Raw genomic sequence first — 20043 nt, 5'->3', positions numbered from 1 at the left:
GGGCGGTGTCGGATTGCGGGGTGTCAGCCGCATGGATGCGGCTGCCAAGCCCCCAAGGATGGGTTCACGGCGTCCCCGCAATCCGACACCGCCCCGCCATCCCACGGAATGCCGGCTGTTGCTGTTGCTGTTGAGGTTGCCGGCCAGCGGCCGGCACTACCGTGGGTGCCGGGCGCAGCCCGGCCGCAGAACCCTACTTGCGCCGACGCTTCCGGTCCACGTACAGCGTCTTGATGATGCTCAGCAGGATGCCCACCGCAATACCCACGCCACAGCCCAGCAGCAGATTGTCCACGGTCAGGCCGACAGCGACGCCGACTACGGTGGCGATCACCATCTCGGCGGTGTGGGAAATCGGTTCAGGCTTGGGGGCGGACATGCGGACTCCAGCGGACGGTCGGGATCGGATGGGCCGGGGCCCGGAAACAACAAGGCCGGGTTGCCCCGGCCTCGTCTTGCATTGCGTACGGCAGGCCGTCAGATCGATTCGGCCGGACCGGCGATCGGCGGCAACGGACGGGCATCGCCGCCCTTGTCGTTGTTGCCGCCATCCTTGTTGGACTTGTTCCAGCCCATCGGCGGCGGCGGATCACGACCTTCCATGATCGCGTCGATCTGCGGCGCATCGATGGTTTCGTACTGCAGCAGCAGCTGCGACATCGTGTGCAGCTTGTCGATGTTCTCGGTCAGCAGCTCGGTGGTGCGGGCGTACGCCTTGTCGAGGATGTTGCGCACTTCCTCGTCGATGCGACGGGCAGTGTCGTTGGACACGCTCTTGTGCTGGGTCACCGAACGGCCCAGGAACACCTCATCGTCCTCTTCGCCATAGGCGATCGGGCCGAGCTGCTCGGACAGGCCCCACTTGGTGACCATGTTGCGGGCCATCTTGGTGGCACGCTCGATGTCATTGGACGCACCGGTGGTGACCTTGTCGGTACCGAAGATCAGTTCTTCCGCCACGCGACCACCGTACAGCGAGCACAGCTGCGACTGGATCGCCACGCGGTTCATCGAGTACTTGTCGCCTTCCGGCAGGTACATGGTCACGCCCAGCGCACGGCCGCGCGGGATGATGGTGACCTTGTAGACCGGGTCATGCTCGGGCACCAAACGACCGACGATGGCGTGACCGGCTTCGTGGTAAGCGGTGAGGGTCTTCTCCTCCTCGCTCATGGCCATCGAGCGGCGCTCGGCACCCATCAGGATCTTGTCGCGGGCACGATCGAAGTGGTCCATGCGGACCTCCTTCTCGTTGCCACGGGCGGCGAACAGGGCTGCCTCGTTGCAGAGGTTGGCAAGGTCCGCACCGGAGAAGCCGGGAGTACCACGCGCGATCACCATCGGCACGACGTCGTCGGCCAGCGGCAACTTGCGCATGTGCACCTTGAGGATGTGCTCGCGGCCCTTCACGTCCGGCAGACCGACCACCACCTGGCGGTCGAAGCGGCCCGGACGCAGCAGCGCCGGGTCCAGAACGTCCGGACGATTGGTGGCGGCGATCACGATCACGCCTTCGCCGCCTTCGAAACCGTCCATCTCGACCAGGAGCTGGTTCAGGGTCTGCTCGCGCTCGTCATGACCGCCGCCCAGGCCGGCACCACGGTGGCGACCGACGGCGTCGATTTCATCGATGAAGATGATGCACGGCGCGTGCTTCTTGGCCTGCTCGAACATGTCGCGCACACGGCTGGCGCCGACGCCGACGAACATTTCCACGAAGTCCGAACCGGAGATCGAGAAGAACGGCACCTTGGCTTCACCGGCAATGGCCTTGGCCAGCAGCGTCTTGCCGGTACCCGGAGGACCGACCATCAGCACGCCGCGCGGGATCTTGCCGCCGAGCTTGGTGAACTTGGACGGGTCACGCAGGAAATCGACCAGTTCGCCGACTTCTTCCTTGGCCTCGTCGCAACCGGCAACATCGGCGAAGGTGACCTTGATCTGGTCTTCGCCCTGCAGCTTGGCGCGCGACTTGCCGAAGGACATCGCGCCCTTGGCACCGCCGCCACCGCCCTGCATCTGCCGCATGATGAACAACCAGAAGCCGATGATCAGGATGACCGGCAGGAAATTCATCAGGATCGCACCAAGGGAGATACCGCTGGACGGCTCTTCCTGCACGATCTCGACATTCTTGGTGCGCAGCACGTTGATCAGGTCGCGATCGAACGGTGCGGTGATGGTGGACGACTGTCCACCACGGGTGGTGTAGGTGATCTGGCTGGTACCGCCGCGCGTATCGCCGCCGAAGGCGACCTTCTGCACGTTGCCGGTGTCCACCTGGTCCAGGAACTGCGAGTACGAAGCGCCCTGCGCCCCGGCCCCCGAGGTCTTGGGCGAGAAGCTCTGGAAGACCACCATCAGCACGACGGCGACGACCACCCATAGCAGGAGGTTCTTGGTCAAGTCGTTCATCCTCATTGGCTCCGGTGTTCCTCTTAGTGCTGGCGTTGCGTTGGGGTCGAACTTACGGGGTCGAGCTTACTTCATGTGGGCGCGTTTTCCCTGACCCAAGGCATACACCTCGGGAGAGCGCTTGCGCGAGGCTTCCGGCTTGCGGATGGAGACCTTGTCGTACCGGCGGCGCATGTCGCGCACGTAGTCGTCAAAGCCCTCGCCCTGGAACAGCTTGATCAGGAACGCCCCACCAGTCTTGAGGTGGTTGTCGGCAAAATCCATGGCCAGCTCCGCCAGGTGCATCATCCGCGGCTGGTCGACCGCGTCCACACCACTCTTATTGGGGGCCATGTCCGACAGCACAAGGTCTACCGGCTGATCCCCGAGCATGGCTTCAAACTGCGATAGGACGGTTTCTTCCCTGAAGTCACCGTGAAGGAACTCCACGCCGGCCAGCGGCGGCATGTCGAGGATGTCCAGGGCCAGCACGCGGCCGGTATCGCCGATCTGTCTCCGCACCTGCTGAGACCAGCCGCCCGGGGCCGCGCCGAGGTCAACCACCACCATGTGCGGCTTCAGCAGCCGGTCACGTTCGAGCAGTTCTTCAAGCTTGTAGGCCGCACGGGAGCGCATGCCTTCGGCTTGGGCCTTCTTCACGAAGGGATCGGAGAAGTGTTCCTTGAGCCAGCGCTGGCTGCTTTTGCTGCGGGTAGCCATTGGAAATAGGGGCTGATGGGGTCGCCATGATACCCTGATCGTCCCATTCAACCGTGTTTTCTGCATGCCCACTGCCTTGACCCCTTCCCAGACCCGTTTCCTGCGCGGCCAAGCCCACGACCTGAAGGCCCTGCTGCAGACCGGCGGCAAGGGCGTCACTCCGGCCTTCCTGACCGAGCTGAACGAAGTGCTGGAACGCCACGAACTGGTCAAGGTGAAGGTTGCCGCCGAAGACCGTGACGCCCGCGACGTGATGATCGGCGAGATCGTGCAGGCCACCGACAGTGCGCTGGTGCAGCGTATCGGCCATGTGGCCGTGCTGTATCGCCCGAGCAAGGAACACCGCCAGATCGTGCTGCCGCGCGGCTGATCGGACCCTGCCATGCAGCTGAACCACGAACTGCCCGACTACGCCTACAGCCTGCGCGCCGCTGACGGTCGCTCGGCACGGGTGAATGATCGCGTTCTGGGCAACAGCTTCTTCCTAACCCCGGACCAGCTGGTCGAACAGTGGCCGGTGACCGATGTCGCGGCGCTGCAGGTGGCTGACCTGGAGCCGATCCTGGCACTGAAGCCGGCGTTGATACTGCTCGGCACCGGCGAGCGCCAGGCGTTTCCGCCGGCGGTTGTCATGGCCGCCTGCCTGTCGCGTGGTATCGGCCTGGAAGTGATGAACAATCCGGCTGCCGCGCGCACCTTCAACATCCTTGCCGGCGAAGGCCGCAAGGTCGCGGCCGCCTTCATCCTGGAAGGCTGAGGCCCCAGGCCGCCGGGCATGGCCCGGCGCTCCCGTGATCCGCCCGCAAGGCGGGCGAATGTCCGGTCACTTCGCCGGCAGATACTGCTGCGGGTCGACCGGCTTGCCGTTGTAGCGGATCTCGAAGTGCAGCATGTCCCGGTTGGCGCCGGTACGGCCCATCTCGGCGATCTGCTCGCCGGCCTTCACGCTCTGCCCTTCATTGACCAGGCGCTTGCGGTTGTGGCCGTAGGCCGACAGCCACTGGTCACTGTGCTTGATGATGATCAGCTCGCCATAGCCGACCAGGCCGGCGCCGGAATACACCACCACGCCATTGGCCGTGGCCTTCACCGGCGCGCCGCTGGTGCCGGCGATGTCCACGCCCTGCTTGGTCGCATCGCCGGCCACGTAGCGGCCCACGACTGCGCCATCGGCCGGCCAGCGCCAGGCGATGTTGCTCTTGACCGGACCAGCCGGACCCGGCGTCGGCGCGGTACTGCCGCCAGACGTGCTGCCAGCCGGACGCGGCGCGGTGACCACGGTGGTCGGCGCACGGCCGCCACCGGAACCGGCCGGATACAGGCGGATCACCTGCCCCGGGTAAATGGTCGACGGGTTGTCCAGGTTGTTCCAGGCGATCAGGTCGGCCGGCGTGATGTCGTGGATGCGGGCCAGCGCATAGATGGTGTCGCCCTTGCGCACGACCACCGTCTGCCCCGGCTTGGGCACCGACGTCTTCGGCGTGCTGACGCCACTGCTGCCGCCGCCACTGGGCCGGACCACGGTGGCGGTGCCACAGGCGGCCAGGGTGGATACCAGCAACGCCAGCGCGCCGATGCGCACTCCCTTGCTCAGACGATCTGCACTCATGCGAACTTCGACCTCCATACAAGCCAGGCGATCAGCACCACCACCAACGCGGTGGCGATCCAGCCCAGCGGTTCAATCCATCGGCGCAGCGCTGCTTCGGCGCGCGCACCACCGATACGGATGACCGCAGCCAGCACGAACACGCGCTTGCCACGACCGATCAACATGCTCAACAGGTACTGCGGCATCGGCACGCCGACGATACCCGATGCCCACGTGAAGACCTTCATCGGAATCGGCATGAAACCACCCAGTACCAGGAAGGTGAACACCGCCCAGGGCGACTCCACCATCTTCGCCTGCACGGTAGCAATGCCCTGCTCGATCGCCGGCAGCATGCCCAGCGCCTCGAACACCGGCTTGACCGCTTCGAATGCATAGTGGCCCAGCGCGTAGCCGATCAGCGCGCCGACCATCGAGCCGGCCAGGCTGAGGGTGGCGAACCACCAGCCGCGCTTGGGCTGGGCCACGCACATCGGCGCCAGCATCACTTCCGGCATCACCGGGAAGATGATGGCTTCGAAAAAGCTCAGCACCATCAGATAGGTCGGCGCGCGCTCATGCGCAGCCCACTTCATTGCCCGCTCGTACAGCGGCCCGAAAATCTTCATGCAACCCTGCTCCGTGGATTCAATCGAGCATGCCAGACAGCAGCGGCACGAAGGTGACCGGTGCCAGCACGCGTTGTTCGATGCTGCCGTCATCCTTGCGGTCGAGCTGCACCAGCGACTGTGCGCCCGCGCCACCGACCGGGGCGACCAAGCGACCACCTGCGGCCAGCTGCTCGACCAGCGCATCGACCAGTGCCGGTGCGGCGGCGGTAACCACGATGGCGTCGAACGGGCCATGCTCGGCCCAGCCCACGCGGCCGTCGTCGTGCTTGGTGCGGATGTTCATGCCCAGCGCGCGGAAACGCTTGCGCGCCTGCCGCAGCAGGTCACCGATGCGCTCGACGGTATAGACCTCCAGCCCCAGCGCACCAAGCACTGCGGCCTGATAGCCGGAGCCGGTACCCACTTCGAGCACCTTCTTCGGCGCCACCTGCAGCACGGCCTCGGTCATCCGCGCCACCACCCACGGCTGGGAAATGGTCTGGCCGTGGCCGATCGGCAGCGCGGTGTCTTCATATGCGCGCGAGGCCAGGGCCTCATCGATGAACAGATGGCGCGGCACCACCCGGATCGCGTTCAGCGTCGACTCGTCGACGATGCCGGCTTCGCGCAGGCGGTCGACCAGGCGGTCGCGCACGCGCTGCGATGTCATGCCGATGCCGACTGCTTCCGGCTGCAGGCGCAGGCGTGGGCTCATGCCGGCCGGTCCAGCGCGGCGCTGAGGCCGCCGACCCAGCTGGCGACCTTTTCCAGTGCCTGGTAGCGGGTCAGGTCAACCTGGATCGGGGTGATCGAAATGTGGCCGGTGCGTACCGCATGGAAATCGGTGCCCGGGCCGGAGTCCTGCTCGCGGCCGGCCGGACCGATCCAGTACACCTCGTTGCCGCGCGGGTCTTTCTGCGCGATGCAGCCTTCGGCGCGATGACGGTTGCCCAGGCGGGTGACTTCGAAGCCCTTGACCTCGCTCCACGGCAGGTCCGGCACATTGACGTTGAGGATGGTGTCGGCCGGCAGCGGATCGGCCTTGAGGCGGGCAACAATCTCCACTGCGGCACGCGCCGCCGTCTCGAAATGCTTGGGGTCGTGGTTACGGGTCACCAGCGACACCGCCACTGCAGGCAGGCCGAGGAAACGACCTTCCATCGCCGCCGAGACGGTGCCGGAATAGATCACGTCGTCGCCGAGGTTGGCGGCATTGTTGATACCGGACACGACAATGTCAGGCTCGAATTCGAGCAGGCCGGTCAGCGCAAGGTGCACGCAGTCGGTGGGCGTGCCGGCCACCGACACGGTGTAGTGGTCGATGCGCTTGAGCCGGATCGGCAGATCCAGGGTCAGCGAATTGCTGGCGCCGGAGCGATCGCGGTCGGGTGCGACCACCGTGACTTCGTGCCCGGCCTCGCGCAGCACGGATGCAAGCATCCGGATGCCCGCCGCGTCGACACCGTCATCATTGCTGACCAGGATGCGCATCTTCGATTTAACCGCTTGATTTTCCAAGAATTCGATCCCGTCACCTTGCAACGTGGGCGAAGCCGGCCCTTCTCCTCCAAGGAGGCGGCAGCTCCGCAAGTGCGCCGACTATTGTGCCGCAAGCGGGCGCTGGGTCCTACCCTGTCTGCGGTCACGGCCGACACCGAACGGTCATAGGCAGACCCGCGCAAGCGGTTTAACCTGTGCGCATGTCGCACCCTGAAGACGAAGATCCGGCTGCATTGTTCCGTGCAGCCATCGGCGAAGTGACGCCGCTGCGCAAGGAAGTGGAGCCCGCGCCTGCTGCGCCGAGGCCCAAGCCGCGCGCGCGCATGGCCGAGCGCGACGACGCAGAAGCCGCCGGTGAGTTCGCTCGGCTGCTGCGCGACAACGCCCCGCTGGAAGCGGGCGACGTTGCCAGCTATAGGCGCGACAACCTGCCGCCACGCCTGTTCCAGCGCTTGAAGCGCGGACAGTACTCGGTGCAGGACGAACTGGACCTGCACGGCGCCACCGCCGCGCAGGCCGAGATGATGCTGCGCCAGTTCCTGCTGGAGGCGCACGCCCACGAGTACGGCTGCGTGCGCATCATCCACGGCAAGGGCCTGCAGTCCGATGGCAGTGCGCCGGTGCTGAAGAACCTGGTGGACCGGCTGCTGCGCCTGCGCAACGACGTGCTGGCCTTCCATTCCGCCCCGACCGGGCAAGGCGGGACCGGCGCAGTGCTGGTGCTGCTGGCGCGGCGTTGAGGTAACGCATCCACGCATGGCGTGGATCTACTGTGGCGGGCGGAGGAAAGTGGATCCACGCCATGCGTGGATGCTCTTCGCCTCCGCCACCATTTCCGTCAGGCCTGCGACGCGTCTTCGACCGGACCGAGCTCGTGCAGGACCGCAGTGGCATAGCAGCCCGGCGGCAGCGCGAAGGACAACTCCAGTACATCATCGGCCAGCCACTGGTGCTGCAGCAGCGCCGGACGCAGACGCAGCGCGCGCCGCTCCTGCTTCAGCCGCGCCTCTTCCAGGCCGGCGCGCAGCGCCTTGGATTCGTCATCATCCAGTGCTGCCAGTTCCAGCTCACGGGCCGCGTCACTGCTACGCAGTTCACCCTCGCCCCACAACGGAGCACTGGGGTGGATGTCGAAACGTGCCAGGCGCTCGGCCAGCACGTCGCTGTAGGGCTCGGGGCCGAACACGCTGCGACTGCCGTCCAGCATCCACACTTCGCCCTGCAGCGGCTGGTCCCAGCTGCCCTGCTCCACGCGTGCAGCGAGCACGCGGTTGAACAAGGCCGAACGCGCCGCCGACAACAGCAGCGAACGCTGGTCCTTGCGCATGCGGCGGCCACCGAACATCGCCAACGCAGCGGGAACGTTGCCGCCATCGCGCCCGAAGCGCTGCTCGCCGAACCAGTTCGGCAGGCCGCGCATGGCGATCTGCTGCAGGCGCTCGTCGATTGCCGCCGCGTCACCCTGCACATCGCGCAGCACCAGCCTGAAGCGGTTGCCCGCCAACGCACCGCGCTGCAGCTTGCGGTTGTGCCAGGTGGAGTCGATCACCTCGATCTCGTCACTAGCCAGATCGGCTAGATCGGGCGCGACGCGCTTGGGCAGATGTACGCTGAAACGCTGGGTGGTGACCGCGTTGCGATCCTTCATGCCGGCGTAGCTGACCGCCATTTCCGGCAGGCCCGCCCACTTGGCCAGGACCTTGGCCACGTGCACCGTATTGGCGCCACGCTTGCGGATATGCAGCAGCAGATGCTCGCCTTCACCGGTCGCTTCGAAAGCGGGCAACTCATCGACCTGGAAATCTTCCGGCGTGGTGCGGATGCGCGCCTGCAGCAGCGGCGCACCAAACGCGAGCGGCAACGGGATCATGCGGCCACCAGCAGCACGACCGCCTGCGCAGCGATGCCTTCGCCACGGCCGGTGAAGCCCAGCTTCTCGGACGTGGTGGCCTTGACGCTCACCGCATCCAACGGCAGCTGCAACAGTTCACCGATGCGCTCGCGCATGGCCAGCGCATGCGGGCCGACCTTGGGCCGTTCGCAGATCACGGTGATGTCGGTGTTGCCGACACGCCAGCCGCGCTCGCGCAGCAGGCCATCGCAATGGCGCACGAACTCGCTGCTGTCCGCGCCCTTCCAGCGGTCGTCAGTGGGCGGGAAGTGCTGGCCGATGTCGCCCAGCGCGATCGCACCGAGCATGGCGTCACACAACGCGTGCAGGATGACGTCGCCGTCGCTGTGGGCGAGCACGCCGCAGCTGTGCGGCACCGCGATGCCACCGAGCATGATGTGGTCGCCTTCACCGAAGGCATGGACGTCGTAGCCCTGGCCGATACGGACGGGCGGGAACGGGGAGGTGCTCATGGATGCAGCCCTTGCAGCAGGGCCGCGCGGGCGGTCAGCCGGCGCGGCGGGAGAGTACGAATTCGAAACGATCGAGATCGGCCGGCGTGGTGACCTTGAAGTTGTCCTCGCTGCCTTCCACCAACAGCGGGCGCTGGCCCTGGCGCTCCATGGCCATGGCGTCGTCGGTGACGTCGATACCGGCAGCGGCCGCTTCGGACAATGCGCGGATCAGCTGGTGACGGCGGAACAGCTGCGGCGTCAGTGCACGCCACAGGCGCTCACGTGGCTCGGTGCCATCGATGCCGCCATCGTCGCCAGCACGCTTGAGCGTGTCGCGTACCGGCGCGGCCAGGATGGCGCCGACCGGATCGGTGCGGCCCACTTCCAGCAAGCGGCCAAGATCGGCCTGCGACAGGTTCGGACGCGCCGCGTCGTGCACCAGCACGAATTCATCGGCACGCACGCTGTCCGGCAAGGCCTGCAGCCCCGCCAGCACCGAGGCGGCGCGGGTGGCGCCACCGGTGCAGGTCAGCACCGGCTTTCCGGCCCATTCGCTCCAGCCCGGCCAGTCGGCATCGTCCGCACCGATCACCACCATCGCCCCGGCCACGGCCGGGTGTGCCAGCAGTGCGTCCAGGGTGTGGGCGAGCAGGGTCTGCCCGCCCGCCTGCAGGTACTGCTTGGGCAACGGCGCACCAAAACGCGTGCCGCGCCCTGCGGCCGGAACAACCACCCAGATCGCCGCGCTCATGGCACGTCCGCCGGATGGTCACCGGCCGGGGCCGCAACCGGCGCAGGCTGCGCCGGACGCGTCGGTGCATCTTCCACGACGCGATAGAACTTCTCGCCGGGCTTGATCATGCCCAGCTCGCTGCGCGCGCGCTCTTCGATGGCGGACTGGCCTTCCTTGAGGTCCTTCACTTCGGCAGCAAGCGCATCGTTGCGCTGCTGCAGACCGTCATTGTCCCGCTCCTGGTTGGCGACCTGGGCTTCGAGCATCATCACTTCACCCGAATTGCCCGGGCCGAACCAGAAACGGTACTGCAGCCATGCCAGCAGCAGGGCCAGCAACAACAGCAGCCAGCGCCAGTCGCGCATCGGCTCAGCGCTTCAGCGACACGAACGCGTCACGACCAGCGTAACGCGCGCCGGCACCGAGGGCTTCCTCGATGCGCAGCAGCTGGTTGTACTTGGCCACGCGATCGCTGCGGCACAGCGAGCCGGTCTTGATCTGGGTGGCGGTGGTCGCCACCGCAATGTCGGCGATGGTGGTGTCCTCGGTTTCACCAGAACGGTGCGAGACCACGGCGGCGTAACCGGCACGGTCGGCCATGGCGATCGCTTCCAGCGTTTCGCTGAGGGTACCGATCTGGTTGACCTTGATCAGGATCGCATTGGCGGTGCCCGAATCGATGCCTTCCTGGAAGATCTTCGGATTGGTGACGAACAGATCGTCGCCGACCAGCTGCACCTTCTTGCCGATGCGATCGGTCAGCAGCTTCCAGCCCGCCCAGTCGTTCTCGGCCAGGCCGTCTTCGATGGTGATGATCGGGTACTGCGCGGCCCAGTCAGACAGGAAGTCGACGAACTGCTCGGAGGTCAGGCGCTTGTTCTCGCCGACCAGGTTGTACTTGCCGTTCTCGAAGAATTCGCTGGAGGCCACGTCCAGGCCCAGCAGCACGTCTTCACCGGCGGTATAGCCGGCCTTGCCGATGGCTTCGAGGATGGTGTCCAGCGCTTCGACGTTGCTGCGGAAGTCCGGCGCGAAGCCGCCTTCGTCGCCCACCGCCGTGCTCAGGCCGTGGCCCTTCAGCACCGACTTCAGCGAATGGAAGATTTCGGTACCGGCACGCAGCGCTTCGGAGAACGAGGTGAAGCCGACCGGCAGCACCATGAACTCCTGGAAATCTACGTTGTTGTCGGCGTGCGCGCCGCCGTTGATGATGTTCATCATCGGCACCGGCAGCGACGGGGTCGCGCCGGTCTTGGCGGCCAGGTACTGCCACAGTGCCTGCTTGCTGGAGGCAGCGGCGGCGTGCGCGGCGGCCATGGAAACACCCAGCAGTGCGTTGGCGCCCAGGCGGCCCTTGTTCTCGGTGCCATCCAGATCGATCAGGCGACGGTCCAGGCCGGCCTGGTCGGTAGCCTCGAAGCCCTTCAGTGCGTTGGCGATGGCGCCGTTGACGTTGTCGACGGCCTTGCGCACGCCCTTGCCGAGGTAACGGGTCTTGTCGCCGTCACGCAGCTCCACCGCTTCCTTGGTGCCGGTCGATGCGCCGGAGGGAACCGCGGCGCGACCGAACGAACCGTCCTCCAGGGTGACTTCGGCTTCCAGCGTGGGGTTGCCACGGCTGTCGAGGATTTCACGGGCATGGATGCTGCGGATCGTACTCATGGTCGGGCCGGTTACCTGTATGGAGAGGGGGCGACAAAAACGAATGCCGCGTGATTATCCCCGGCTACCCCTCACTTGCCAAATGGCGTGATGGGCATCAGCCCCAGCTGGACCCGATTACGATCATCACCAGCGACACCAGCATCACCAGCAGGGCACCGGCAATGGTCGCGCACACCGGCCCGCGCCGACGTCGCCAGGCCATGACCATCGCCACCAGGCTGCCCACGAAGGACAGCACCAGCGTGACCAGCGCGCCCAGCATCCAGTACTGCATGGCCTGCACGCCGTTGTTGCCATCCCCCGGCGGACGGAAGCTGGCGGCGAAGGCCAGCACGCCCACAAGCAAGCCGCCCCAGGCGAGCACCGACAGCAACAGGGCGATCAGGCCCCACGGCCAGCTGCGCGAGGGTTCAGGCATCGTATTCATCAAAGAAGATCGTGCAACAGGATGCCCGCCCACAGCGACAGCACGACCATCGCCAGCGCAGCGGTAACCCTGCCCCGGTTCAGGCGCCAGCCGAGCACTGCGGCGAAAAGCCCTGCGGAAATGGTCAGCACTTCGGCCACCGCCAGGGCGATGACGAAGGGCATCAGGTTCACTACTGGACCGCCGGCACTCGACGGGCGCATGCCGGCACCGAACAGCATGCCGATGGCGAATACACCGGACACCGACAGCAATGCCAGGCCGAGTGCGATCGGGCCCCACGGCCACTGCCGCCAGCGCCGGCGACGACGCTGGATCTCCAGCGCCGCCTGCGGGTGCTGGCTCACGCGAAGCGCGAGAAGCCGTGCTTCTTGGTCACCGCGTCGAGCTCCATCAGGGTCTCGAGCAGGGCTTCCATCTGGTCCAGCGGCCACGCGTTGGGGCCGTCGGACAGCGCCTTGGACGGGTCCGGATGGGTTTCGGCGAACAGGCCGGAAATCCCCACGGCAACAGCGGCACGCGCCAGCACCGGCACATGCTCGCGCTGGCCGCCGGAACTGGTGCCCTGCCCGCCCGGCAACTGCACCGAATGGGTGGCGTCGAACACCACCGGGCAGCCGGTATCGCGCATCACCGCCAGCGAACGCATGTCGCTGACCAGGTTGTTGTAGCCGAAACTGGCGCCACGCTCGCAGACCATGATCTGCTCGTTGCCGGTGGCCTTGGCCTTCTCGACGACAGGCTTCATGTCCCACGGCGCCAGGAACTGGCCCTTCTTGATGTTGACCGGCTTGCCGGCCGAGCACACCTTGCGGATGAAGTCGGTCTGGCGGACCAGGAACGCCGGGGTCTGCAGCACGTCCACCACCGAGGCCACTTCATCCATCGGGGTGTATTCGTGCACGTCGGTCAGCACCGGCACGCCGATCTGCTTCTTGACCTCGGCCAGCACCTTCAGGCCCTCTTCCATGCCCGGGCCACGGAAGGCCGTGCCGGAGGTGCGGTTGGCCTTGTCGAAGCTGGACTTGAAGATGAAGTTCACACCGAGCCTGTCGGTCACTTCCTTCAGCTTGCCGGCGGTATCCAGCTGCAGCTGCATCGACTCGATCACGCAGGGGCCGGCGATCAGGAACAGGGGCTGGTCCAGCCCGACCTCGAATCCACACAGTTTCATGGCGTTTCCTTGTTGTCCGCTACACCGGCAGTGCCGGTGCGCTGGGGTTGAAGCGAGCAAGATGGGGGCCAGCGGCCCCCATGACAAGTCAGGCGCGCACTTCCTGCAGCAGCTTGCCGCCGGCCTTGCGCTCGCGCGCGGCACGGATGAAGCCGATGAACAGCGGGTGGCCATCACGCGGGGTGGACAGGAATTCCGGGTGCGCCTGGCAGGCCAGGAACCACGGGTGCTGGTCGCGCGGCAGTTCAACCACTTCCACCAAGGTGTCGTCCATCGACTTGCCGGCGATCACCAGGCCGGCGTCTTCCAGCTGGGTGCGGTAGCGGTTGTTGAACTCGTAACGGTGGCGGTGGCGCTCGGCGACCACGTCCTTGCCGTACAGTTCGCGGGCCAGCGTGCCCGGCTTCAGGCGCTGCTCCTGCAGGCCCAGGCGCATGGTGCCGCCCAGGTCACTCTTGTCGTCACGCTTTTCCACGTCGCCGGTGGCCGTGCGCCATTCGGTGATCAGGCCGATCACCGGGTTCGGCGACTGGCGATCGTTCTCGGTGCTGTTGGCGTCTTCCAGGCCCACCACGTGGCGCGCGTAGTCGACCACCGCAGCCTGCATGCCGTAGCAGATGCCGAAGTACGGCACCTTGTGCTCACGGGCGTACTGCGAGGTGAGCACCTTGCCTTCGAAGCCACGGTCGCCGAAACCACCCGGCACCAGGATGCCGTCGACATCGGCCAGCGCGGACATGTCGCTGCCTTCCAGGTCCTGCGCTTCCAGCCACTTCAGGGTGACCTTGGTGCGCTGGCGCAGGCCACCGTGCTTGAGCGCTTCGCCGACCGACTTGTAGGCGTCCTGGTGGTCGATGTACTTGCCGACCACCGCGATGGTCACCGCATCCAGCGGATGCAGGGTGGCATCGACGGCGTCTTCCCACATCGACAGGTCGGCCGGGCCGGCCTTGTCGGCCAGCTTCAGCTGGTTGATGACGATCTCGTCCAGGCCCTGTGCGTGCAGGCCCATCGGAATGCGGTACAGCACATCGACGTCGGGCACGCTGATCACCGCGCGCTCGGAGACGTTGGTGAACTGGGCGATCTTGCGACGCTCCGAATCCGGTACCGGCTGTTCCGAACGGCACAGCAGCACGTCCGGCTGGATGCCGATCGAGCGCAGTTCCTTCACCGAGTGCTGGGTCGGCTTGGTCTTCAGTTCACCCGCGGCGGCGATGTACGGCACCAGGGTGAGGTGCATGAACAGCGCCTTTTCCGGGCCGCGCTCGGTGCGTACCTGGCGGATCGCCTCCAGGAACGGCAGCGACTCGATGTCGCCGACGGTGCCGCCGATCTCCACCAGGGCCACGTCGAAGCCCTCGGTGGCTTCGTCCATGCAGCGACGGATCTCGTCGGTGATGTGCGGAATGACCTGCACGGTCGCGCCCAGGTAGTCGCCACGACGCTCCTTGCGGATCACTTCCTCATAGATGCGACCGGTGGTGACCGAGTTCTTGCGGCTCAGGCGGGTGCGCACGAAGCGCTCGTAGTGGCCCAGGTCGAGATCGGTTTCGGCGCCGTCGTCGGTGACATACACCTCACCATGCTGGAACGGGCTCATGGTGCCCGGGTCGACGTTGATGTACGGATCGAGCTTCATCATCGTGACCTTCAGGCCACGCGCTTCGAGAATGGCGGCCAGTGACGCGGCGGCAATACCTTTGCCGAGCGAGGACACCACGCCGCCGGTTACGAAAATCAAGGGAGTCATGGCTGCAAGCATCCTGTCTGGAAATGGAAAACGGCAGCGCCACGCCTGCCCGGGGGGCGGGCGTGGAGCAGAAAGGGGGTTTTCCGGTTCGCTGGAGCAGCGAGGGAGGCGCGGGCCCGGCCAGCGCAATGCGCCAGCGGGGAACCACCCTGCGAGGTCGGGGCGGCCGTGCCGGTCACTTCGACCGTCACCTGCGACCCGCTTTGCTGGAGGCCACGCTTGGCCGTGCCAGCCCATTCGCAAATGGTGGACACGCACTTACTCCCGGAAAGCCATAGTTTACAGATAGATGGCCGCCAACCCAAGGGGCAGATGGCGCCATCGGCAAAAAGAAACGCCCCGCTGGGCGGGGCGTTCGAGGGGGAAACCCTTGTGGCAAGGGCCTCGGAGGGGCGGAAGAATTACTTCTTCTTGCGTGCCTCTTCCTCTTCTTCCTGCTGCGGCACCGGCTGGCCCTTGGCCTTCATCTCGGCATTGGCCTGCGCGCGGCGCTTGGCCTTGGCCTCGGCTTCGGACTGCGCCTTGTCGGCCTGGTCACCCTGCTGCGGAGCAGGCTGGCCGGCGTTCTGCGCCAGCACCATCGGCACTGCAACAGCGGCGGCAGCCAGGATCGCAATGGTCAGCAACTTCTTCATGGAGTCCTCCTCGCGGTATGGCTCGGATGTGGGGGGCGCCGGTGTTCGGTTCCAGCGGTTGCCATTTTACCCCCTCCCCGCCAACGAGGCTGAACCGCAGGCGTGCAAATTCCCGGTCCAGACCGCACACTTGCCCGTCGCTCCACGCTTTCGAAGACAGATGAACGCCCGCTATAACGCCGCCGATATTGAAGTCCTGTCCGGCCTTGACCCGGTCAAGCGCCGCCCCGGCATGTATACCGACACCGCGCGCCCGAACCACCTGGCGCAGGAAGTGATCGACAACTCGGTGGACGAGGCCCTCGCCGGCCATGCCCGCTCGATCGAGATCACCCTGTTCAAGGACGGCAGCGTGGAGGTCAGCGATGACGGCCGCGGCATGCCGGTGGACATCCATCCGGAAGAGAAGATCCCGGGCGTCGAGCTGATCCTGACCCGCCTGCATGCCGGCGGCAAGTTCAACAACAACAACTACACCTTCTCCGGCGGCCTGCATGGCGTCGGCGTCAGCGTGGTCAATGCGCTGTCGACCCTGGTGGAAATCCACATCAAGCGCGACGGTGCCGAACACCGCATCACCTTCCGCAACGGCGACCGCGCCTCGCCGCTGGAAGTGGTCGGCACCGTCGGCAAGAAGAACACCGGTACCCGCCTGCGCTTCTGGCCGGACCCGAAGTACTTCGATACGCCCAAGTTCGCCGTGCGTGCGCTCAAGCACCTGCTGCGCGCCAAGGCCGTGCTGTGCCCGGGCCTGACCGTCAAGCTGACCGACGAAGCCACCGGCGAGGTCGACACCTGGTACTACGAAGACGGCCTGCGCGATTACCTGAAGCTGGAGCTTGGGGATCGCGAGTCGCTGCCGGCTGATCTGTTCGTGGGCAACCTGAAGAAAGACACCGAGATCGTGGACTGGGCCGTGGCCTGGCTGCCGGAAGGCGAGCTGGTGCAGGAAAGCTACGTCAACCTGATTCCCACCGCACAGCATGGCACCCACGCCAACGGCCTGCGCACCGGCCTGACCGAAGCGCTGCGCGAGTTCTGCGACTTCCGCAACCTGCTGCCGCGCGGCGTCAAACTGGCCCCGGAAGACGTGTGGGACCGCGTGTCGTTCGTGCTGTCGCTGAAGATGACCGACCCGCAGTTCAGCGGCCAGACCAAGGAACGCCTGTCCTCGCGCCAGGCCGCCGGTTTTGTCGAAGGCGCCGCGCACGATGCGTTCAGCCTGCTGCTGAACCAGAACGTGGAGCTGGGCGAGAAGATCGCGCAGATCGCCATCGAGCGCGCCAGTGCGCGCCTGAAGACCGAGAAGCTGGTCGTCCGCAAGAAGGTCACCCAGGGCCCTGCCCTGCCCGGCAAGCTGGCCGACTGCATCAGCCAGGACCTGTCGCGCACCGAACTGTTCCTGGTCGAGGGCGACTCGGCAGGCGGCAGCGCCAAGCAGGCCCGCGACAAGGATTTCCAGGCGATCCTGCCGCTGCGCGGCAAGATCCTCAACACCTGGGAAGTGTCCTCCAACAGCGTGCTGGCCTCGGAGGAAGTGCACAACCTGGCGGTGGCCATCGGCTGTGACCCGGGCAAGGAAGACATCAGCGGCCTGCGCTACGGCAAGGTGATCATCCTGGCCGACGCCGACTCCGACGGCCTGCATATCGCAACGCTGCTGACCGCACTGTTCCTGAAGCACTTCCCGGCGCTGGTCGATGCCGGCCACGTGTTCGTGGCGATGCCGCCGCTGTTCCGCATCGACGTGGGCAAGCAGGTGTTCTACGCCCTGGATGAGGAAGAAAAGCGCTCGATGCTGGACAAGATCGAACGCGAGAAGATCAAGGGCGCCATCAACGTGACCCGCTTCAAGGGCCTGGGCGAGATGAATCCGCCGCAGCTGCGTGAATCCACCATCCATCCAGACACCCGTCGCCTGGTGCAGTTGACCATCGACGATGGCGAGCAGACCCATTCACTGATGGACATGCTGCTGGCCAAGAAGCGCGCGTCGGACCGCAAGGGCTGGCTGGAGAGCAAGGGCGATCTGGCTTCGCTGGAAGTCTGATTCCCGGTAGTGCCGGCCGCTGGCCGGCTGCTTTTCGTGAACCAGCGGGATACCTGGGTTGCCGGCCAACGGCCGGCACTACCGGACCTCTTCGTGTTGCCGGCCAGCGGCCGGCACTACCGGACCTCTTCGTGCTGCCGGCCAGCGGCCGGCATTACCGGGCCGTTGGATCGGCCGCCATCGGCAAACCCTGCGGGTCCATAATGCGCGTTCATCCGCGTGGACGACCCCATTGCCCGCCAACTCACTGCTGTTCCCCGGGCTGCCGCTGCACAGCGCGCGCCTGGTGCTGAGCCCCATCCGCCGCGATGACGCCGCGGCCCTGTTCGCCCTGCAGTCCGACCCGGACGTGATGCACTGGTGGAACCACCCGGCGTGGACGCGTCCGGCCGAAGCACGCGCGCAGATCGACGACGACCTGGCTGCACAGGCCACCGGCACGCAGTTGAAGCTGGCCCTGCGCGAGTCGGTGGACGGCCCGCTGCTTGGCATCTGCGTGGTGTTTGCCCTGGATCGGGACGCGGCGCGCGCGGAAATCGGCTATCTGCTGGCACCTGGCAGGCAGGGCCACGGCTACATGCATGAAGCGCTGCAGCAGGTGCTGGCCTATCTGTTCAACACCCTGCAACTGCACCGGGTGGAAGCGGAGATCGATCCACGCAACCACGCCTCGGCACACGTGCTCGAACGCCTGGGCTTCCACCGCGAAGGCCTGCTGCGGCAGCGTTGGCGTATCCAGGGTGAACTGGCCGACTCGGCCGTGTACGGACTGCTGGCCGACGACGCGGCGCGCTCACCGACCGTCGCTTGACCGGATCAGGCCACAACGCTGGCCCATGCCTTTGGACACATACGGTGCGCGGCACCCCGCCCTAGCATCGGGGTCCCTTCCGCTGCCGTTCCGGTGCCATGAAGTTCCTGCTGCACTCTGCCGCGCTCTGCGTCGGCCTGCTGATCGCCCCTGCCTGCGTGCTGGCCGCGCCTGCTGCTGACGGCGCCTCCGAAACGAAAGAAGAAAAGACCGAAGCCACTCCCCTGCCGGCCGATGCGTCGGCTCGCCAGAGCATGCGCTTGGCGGGCCGCACCCTCGACTACACCGCCACCGTCGGCACCCTGCCGGTACGCGATGCGAAGGGCAAGGTGATCGCCGATGTGGTGTTCACCGCCTACACCATGCCGGGCAAGGACCGACCGGTGACCTTCGCGCTCAATGGCGGCCCCGGCGCGTCTTCTGTGTACCTCAACCTGGGCGCCATCGGCCCGAAGGTGGTGACCTTCGGTTCGGAAGGCGACAGCGCATCGGCGCCGGCGAAGCTGCACGACAATCCCGGCACTTGGCTGGACTTCACCGACCTGGTGTTCATCGATCCGGTCGGTACCGGCTTCAGCCGCGCCCGCATCGGCGATGAGGAAGCGAAGAAACAGCTGTATACGCCCAGTGCCGATGTCGAGTACCTCTCGCGCACGATCTACGACTGGCTGCTGCGCAACCAGCGCATGGCCTCGCGCAAGTACCTGACCGGCGAGAGCTATGGCGGCTATCGCGGCCCGCGCATCACCCACTTCCTGCAGACCCGCCTGGGCGTGGCGATGAACGGCCTGGTGCTGGTGTCGCCTTACCTGAGCCCGACCCTGGAAGACAACGCCGATGTCTCGCCGATGGCGTGGATGCAGACCCTGCCGTCGATCGCTGCCGCGCACCTGGAACGCCAGGGCAAGCTGACCGACGCGGCGATGCGCGAGGTGGTCGAGTACACCCGCGGTGACTACGCCACCGCGCTGATGAAGGGCCGCAGCGATCCGCAGGCGACCGAGGCGATGCTGCGCCGGGTGGCCGAGTTGACCGGCCTGGACCCGCAGTTCGTACGCCGCGCCGGCGGCCGTCTGGAGACCCAGGCCTACCTGCGCGAAGTGTTCCGCGACAAGGGCACGCTGGGCAGCCGCTACGACTCCAACGTCACTGCGTTCGATCCGTTCCCGAACGATCCGGAGCAGCGCGCCAACGATCCGCTGCTGGACAGCATCATCGCCCCGACCACCACCGCGATGGTCGACTTCGTCACCCGCGAGGTCGGCTGGAAGGTGGATGCGCGCTACCAGGCACTGAACTACGACGTGAACCGTCTGTGGGATCGCAATGGTGACCTGCGCGAAGGTGCGGTGACCCAGCTGCGCCAGGCCGTGGCGATCGACCCGCATCTGCAGGTGCTGATCGTGCACGGCTGGAATGACCTGTCCTGCCCGTTCATGGGCTCGATCCTGACGGTGGACCAGATGCCGACGATGGGCAGCAACCCGGACCGCGTGCAGGTGCGCAGCTATCCGGGCGGGCACATGTTCTACAGCCGGGCTGACAGCCAGGCGGCGTTCCGCAGGGATGTGCAGGCGTTGTTCCAGCGCAATTGAGGGGTTGTCGGCCGGGCCTGCGGCCCGGCACCTGCAGA

Annotated in this window: 23 protein-coding genes; 6 read left to right on the top strand and 17 right to left on the bottom strand. The window is 66.3% G+C overall.

Going from position 1 to position 20043, the window contains the following annotated elements; genetic code table 11:
* Positions 1-193 precede the first annotated feature (193 nt).
* The 3 genes from AC07UW_RS20390 to rlmE form a co-directional block, all read right to left on the bottom strand.
* Positions 194-379 carry a hypothetical protein gene (locus AC07UW_RS20390; RefSeq protein WP_100464731.1) on the bottom strand — a complete coding sequence of 62 codons (186 nt, stop codon included), beginning with the start codon at positions 377-379 and terminating at the stop codon, positions 194-196.
* Between the two features lie 98 nt (positions 380-477).
* Entirely contained in the window at positions 478-2415 is a 1938-nt protein-coding gene (gene ftsH, locus AC07UW_RS20385) for an ATP-dependent zinc metalloprotease FtsH (RefSeq protein ID WP_025878912.1), read from the bottom strand.
* A gap of 66 nt (positions 2416-2481) precedes the next feature.
* A complete protein-coding gene (gene rlmE / locus AC07UW_RS20380; protein ID WP_025878911.1) occupies positions 2482-3114 on the bottom strand; it encodes a 23S rRNA (uridine(2552)-2'-O)-methyltransferase RlmE in 633 nt (210 codons plus the stop codon).
* Between the two features lie 64 nt (positions 3115-3178).
* Here rlmE and yhbY point away from each other — a divergent pair, with 64 nt between their 5' ends.
* Positions 3179-3484: a ribosome assembly RNA-binding protein YhbY gene (gene yhbY, locus AC07UW_RS20375; protein WP_025878910.1), complete on the top strand. Its 306-nt coding sequence runs from the start codon at positions 3179-3181 to the stop codon at positions 3482-3484.
* 12 nt (positions 3485-3496) lie between these two features.
* Complete coding sequence (locus tag AC07UW_RS20370; RefSeq protein ID WP_032976512.1) at positions 3497-3871, top strand: Mth938-like domain-containing protein; 375 nt, start codon at positions 3497-3499, stop codon at positions 3869-3871.
* A gap of 66 nt (positions 3872-3937) precedes the next feature.
* Here the strand turns inward: AC07UW_RS20370 and AC07UW_RS20365 are convergent, their stop codons facing one another.
* From AC07UW_RS20365 to surE, 4 genes are read right to left on the bottom strand one after another with little or no spacing between them, the layout of a single operon-like run.
* Positions 3938-4723, bottom strand: a complete 786-nt coding sequence (locus AC07UW_RS20365) for a peptidoglycan DD-metalloendopeptidase family protein (protein ID WP_032976511.1) — start codon at positions 4721-4723, stop codon at positions 3938-3940.
* Entirely contained in the window at positions 4720-5334 is a 615-nt protein-coding gene (locus AC07UW_RS20360) for a YqaA family protein (RefSeq protein WP_025878907.1), read from the bottom strand. The genes AC07UW_RS20365 and AC07UW_RS20360 overlap by 4 nt, the downstream gene beginning before the upstream one ends.
* Before the next feature lie 19 nt (positions 5335-5353).
* Complete coding sequence (locus AC07UW_RS20355) at positions 5354-6031, bottom strand: protein-L-isoaspartate(D-aspartate) O-methyltransferase (RefSeq protein ID WP_025878906.1); 678 nt, start codon at positions 6029-6031, stop codon at positions 5354-5356.
* Positions 6028-6807, bottom strand: a complete 780-nt coding sequence (surE, locus tag AC07UW_RS20350) for a 5'/3'-nucleotidase SurE (protein WP_025878905.1) — start codon at positions 6805-6807, stop codon at positions 6028-6030. The genes AC07UW_RS20355 and surE overlap by 4 nt, the downstream gene beginning before the upstream one ends.
* 209 nt (positions 6808-7016) lie before the next feature.
* Between surE and AC07UW_RS20345 the strand changes: the two genes are divergently transcribed.
* Entirely contained in the window at positions 7017-7556 is a 540-nt protein-coding gene (locus AC07UW_RS20345) for a Smr/MutS family protein (RefSeq protein WP_223494772.1), read from the top strand.
* A gap of 98 nt (positions 7557-7654) precedes the next feature.
* Here AC07UW_RS20345 and truD read toward each other — a convergent pair whose 3' ends face one another.
* From truD to AC07UW_RS20295, 10 genes are all read right to left on the bottom strand, one after another.
* The gene (gene truD / locus AC07UW_RS20340) at positions 7655-8686 is read right to left on the bottom strand and encodes a tRNA pseudouridine(13) synthase TruD (protein WP_495212751.1); all 1032 of its coding nucleotides are present in this window, start codon (positions 8684-8686) and stop codon (positions 7655-7657) included.
* Positions 8683-9180, bottom strand: a complete 498-nt coding sequence (gene ispF / locus AC07UW_RS20335) for a 2-C-methyl-D-erythritol 2,4-cyclodiphosphate synthase (protein ID WP_025878902.1) — start codon at positions 9178-9180, stop codon at positions 8683-8685. The genes truD and ispF overlap by 4 nt, the downstream gene beginning before the upstream one ends.
* A gap of 34 nt (positions 9181-9214) precedes the next feature.
* Entirely contained in the window at positions 9215-9913 is a 699-nt protein-coding gene (gene ispD, locus AC07UW_RS20330; protein ID WP_033830799.1) for a 2-C-methyl-D-erythritol 4-phosphate cytidylyltransferase, read from the bottom strand.
* Positions 9910-10260 (bottom strand): cell division protein FtsB, encoded by a 351-nt coding sequence (ftsB, locus tag AC07UW_RS20325; RefSeq protein ID WP_025878900.1) that lies wholly within the window; start codon positions 10258-10260, stop codon positions 9910-9912. The genes ispD and ftsB overlap by 4 nt, the downstream gene beginning before the upstream one ends.
* 4 nt (positions 10261-10264) lie before the next feature.
* On the bottom strand, positions 10265-11557 hold the full coding sequence (eno, locus tag AC07UW_RS20320) for a phosphopyruvate hydratase (RefSeq protein ID WP_495212750.1): 1293 nt from the start codon (positions 11555-11557) through the stop codon (positions 10265-10267).
* A gap of 97 nt (positions 11558-11654) precedes the next feature.
* Complete coding sequence (locus AC07UW_RS20315) at positions 11655-11987, bottom strand: hypothetical protein (protein WP_495212749.1); 333 nt, start codon at positions 11985-11987, stop codon at positions 11655-11657.
* Positions 11987-12334: a hypothetical protein gene (locus AC07UW_RS20310; protein ID WP_312965340.1), complete on the bottom strand. Its 348-nt coding sequence runs from the start codon at positions 12332-12334 to the stop codon at positions 11987-11989. The genes AC07UW_RS20315 and AC07UW_RS20310 overlap by 1 nt, the downstream gene beginning before the upstream one ends.
* Positions 12331-13161, bottom strand: coding sequence for a 3-deoxy-8-phosphooctulonate synthase (kdsA, locus tag AC07UW_RS20305; RefSeq protein ID WP_012510652.1), 831 nt, complete (start codon positions 13159-13161; stop codon positions 12331-12333). Before kdsA ends, AC07UW_RS20310 begins: the two co-directional genes overlap by 4 nt.
* Before the next feature lie 88 nt (positions 13162-13249).
* Positions 13250-14914, bottom strand: a complete 1665-nt coding sequence (gene pyrG, locus AC07UW_RS20300; RefSeq protein WP_025878896.1) for a CTP synthase — start codon at positions 14912-14914, stop codon at positions 13250-13252.
* A gap of 401 nt (positions 14915-15315) precedes the next feature.
* On the bottom strand, positions 15316-15549 hold the full coding sequence (locus tag AC07UW_RS20295; protein WP_025878895.1) for a hypothetical protein: 234 nt from the start codon (positions 15547-15549) through the stop codon (positions 15316-15318).
* Between the two features lie 160 nt (positions 15550-15709).
* Here AC07UW_RS20295 and parE point away from each other — a divergent pair, with 160 nt between their 5' ends.
* From parE to AC07UW_RS20280, 3 genes are all read left to right on the top strand, one after another.
* A complete protein-coding gene (parE, locus tag AC07UW_RS20290) occupies positions 15710-17599 on the top strand; it encodes a DNA topoisomerase IV subunit B (RefSeq protein WP_025878894.1) in 1890 nt (629 codons plus the stop codon).
* Positions 17600-17831: 232 nt separating this feature from the next.
* A complete protein-coding gene (locus AC07UW_RS20285; protein WP_495212748.1) occupies positions 17832-18410 on the top strand; it encodes a GNAT family N-acetyltransferase in 579 nt (192 codons plus the stop codon).
* A 98-nt stretch (positions 18411-18508) separates the two neighbouring features.
* Positions 18509-20005 (top strand): S10 family peptidase, encoded by a 1497-nt coding sequence (locus AC07UW_RS20280; protein ID WP_059063743.1) that lies wholly within the window; start codon positions 18509-18511, stop codon positions 20003-20005.
* The last annotated feature ends 38 nt before the right edge of the window (positions 20006-20043 follow it).

The sequence above is a fragment of the Stenotrophomonas sp. GW821-FHT02D01 genome (assembly GCF_059421765.1).
Note: the sequence above shows the minus strand (reverse complement) of the source record. Positions and strands in the feature narration are given on the sequence as shown.

Excerpts from the sequence above, each read along its gene's own strand:
- ftsH (WP_025878912.1), bottom strand. The coding sequence starts at position 2,415 with ATGAACGACTTGACCAAGAACCTCCTGCTATGGGTGGTCGTCGCCGTC.
- ftsB (WP_025878900.1), bottom strand. The coding sequence starts at position 10,260 with ATGCGCGACTGGCGCTGGCTGCTGTTGTTGCTGGCCCTGCTGCTGGCA.
- eno (WP_495212750.1), bottom strand. The coding sequence starts at position 11,557 with ATGAGTACGATCCGCAGCATCCATGCCCGTGAAATCCTCGACAGCCGT.
- pyrG (WP_025878896.1), bottom strand. The coding sequence starts at position 14,914 with ATGACTCCCTTGATTTTCGTAACCGGCGGCGTGGTGTCCTCGCTCGGC.
- AC07UW_RS20360 (WP_025878907.1), bottom strand. The coding sequence starts at position 5,334 with ATGAAGATTTTCGGGCCGCTGTACGAGCGGGCAATGAAGTGGGCTGCG.
- AC07UW_RS20280 (WP_059063743.1), top strand. The coding sequence starts at position 18,509 with ATGAAGTTCCTGCTGCACTCTGCCGCGCTCTGCGTCGGCCTGCTGATC.
- kdsA (WP_012510652.1), bottom strand. The coding sequence starts at position 13,161 with ATGAAACTGTGTGGATTCGAGGTCGGGCTGGACCAGCCCCTGTTCCTG.
- AC07UW_RS20295 (WP_025878895.1), bottom strand. The coding sequence starts at position 15,549 with ATGAAGAAGTTGCTGACCATTGCGATCCTGGCTGCCGCCGCTGTTGCA.
- AC07UW_RS20355 (WP_025878906.1), bottom strand. The coding sequence starts at position 6,031 with ATGAGCCCACGCCTGCGCCTGCAGCCGGAAGCAGTCGGCATCGGCATG.
- AC07UW_RS20365 (WP_032976511.1), bottom strand. The coding sequence starts at position 4,723 with ATGAGTGCAGATCGTCTGAGCAAGGGAGTGCGCATCGGCGCGCTGGCG.
- ispF (WP_025878902.1), bottom strand. The coding sequence starts at position 9,180 with ATGAGCACCTCCCCGTTCCCGCCCGTCCGTATCGGCCAGGGCTACGAC.
- parE (WP_025878894.1), top strand. The coding sequence starts at position 15,710 with ATGAACGCCCGCTATAACGCCGCCGATATTGAAGTCCTGTCCGGCCTT.
- AC07UW_RS20315 (WP_495212749.1), bottom strand. The coding sequence starts at position 11,987 with ATGAATACGATGCCTGAACCCTCGCGCAGCTGGCCGTGGGGCCTGATC.
- yhbY (WP_025878910.1), top strand. The coding sequence starts at position 3,179 with ATGCCCACTGCCTTGACCCCTTCCCAGACCCGTTTCCTGCGCGGCCAA.
- AC07UW_RS20370 (WP_032976512.1), top strand. The coding sequence starts at position 3,497 with ATGCAGCTGAACCACGAACTGCCCGACTACGCCTACAGCCTGCGCGCC.
- AC07UW_RS20390 (WP_100464731.1), bottom strand. The coding sequence starts at position 379 with ATGTCCGCCCCCAAGCCTGAACCGATTTCCCACACCGCCGAGATGGTG.
- truD (WP_495212751.1), bottom strand. The coding sequence starts at position 8,686 with ATGATCCCGTTGCCGCTCGCGTTTGGTGCGCCGCTGCTGCAGGCGCGC.
- rlmE (WP_025878911.1), bottom strand. The coding sequence starts at position 3,114 with ATGGCTACCCGCAGCAAAAGCAGCCAGCGCTGGCTCAAGGAACACTTC.
- ispD (WP_033830799.1), bottom strand. The coding sequence starts at position 9,913 with ATGAGCGCGGCGATCTGGGTGGTTGTTCCGGCCGCAGGGCGCGGCACG.
- surE (WP_025878905.1), bottom strand. The coding sequence starts at position 6,807 with ATGCGCATCCTGGTCAGCAATGATGACGGTGTCGACGCGGCGGGCATC.
- AC07UW_RS20345 (WP_223494772.1), top strand. The coding sequence starts at position 7,017 with ATGTCGCACCCTGAAGACGAAGATCCGGCTGCATTGTTCCGTGCAGCC.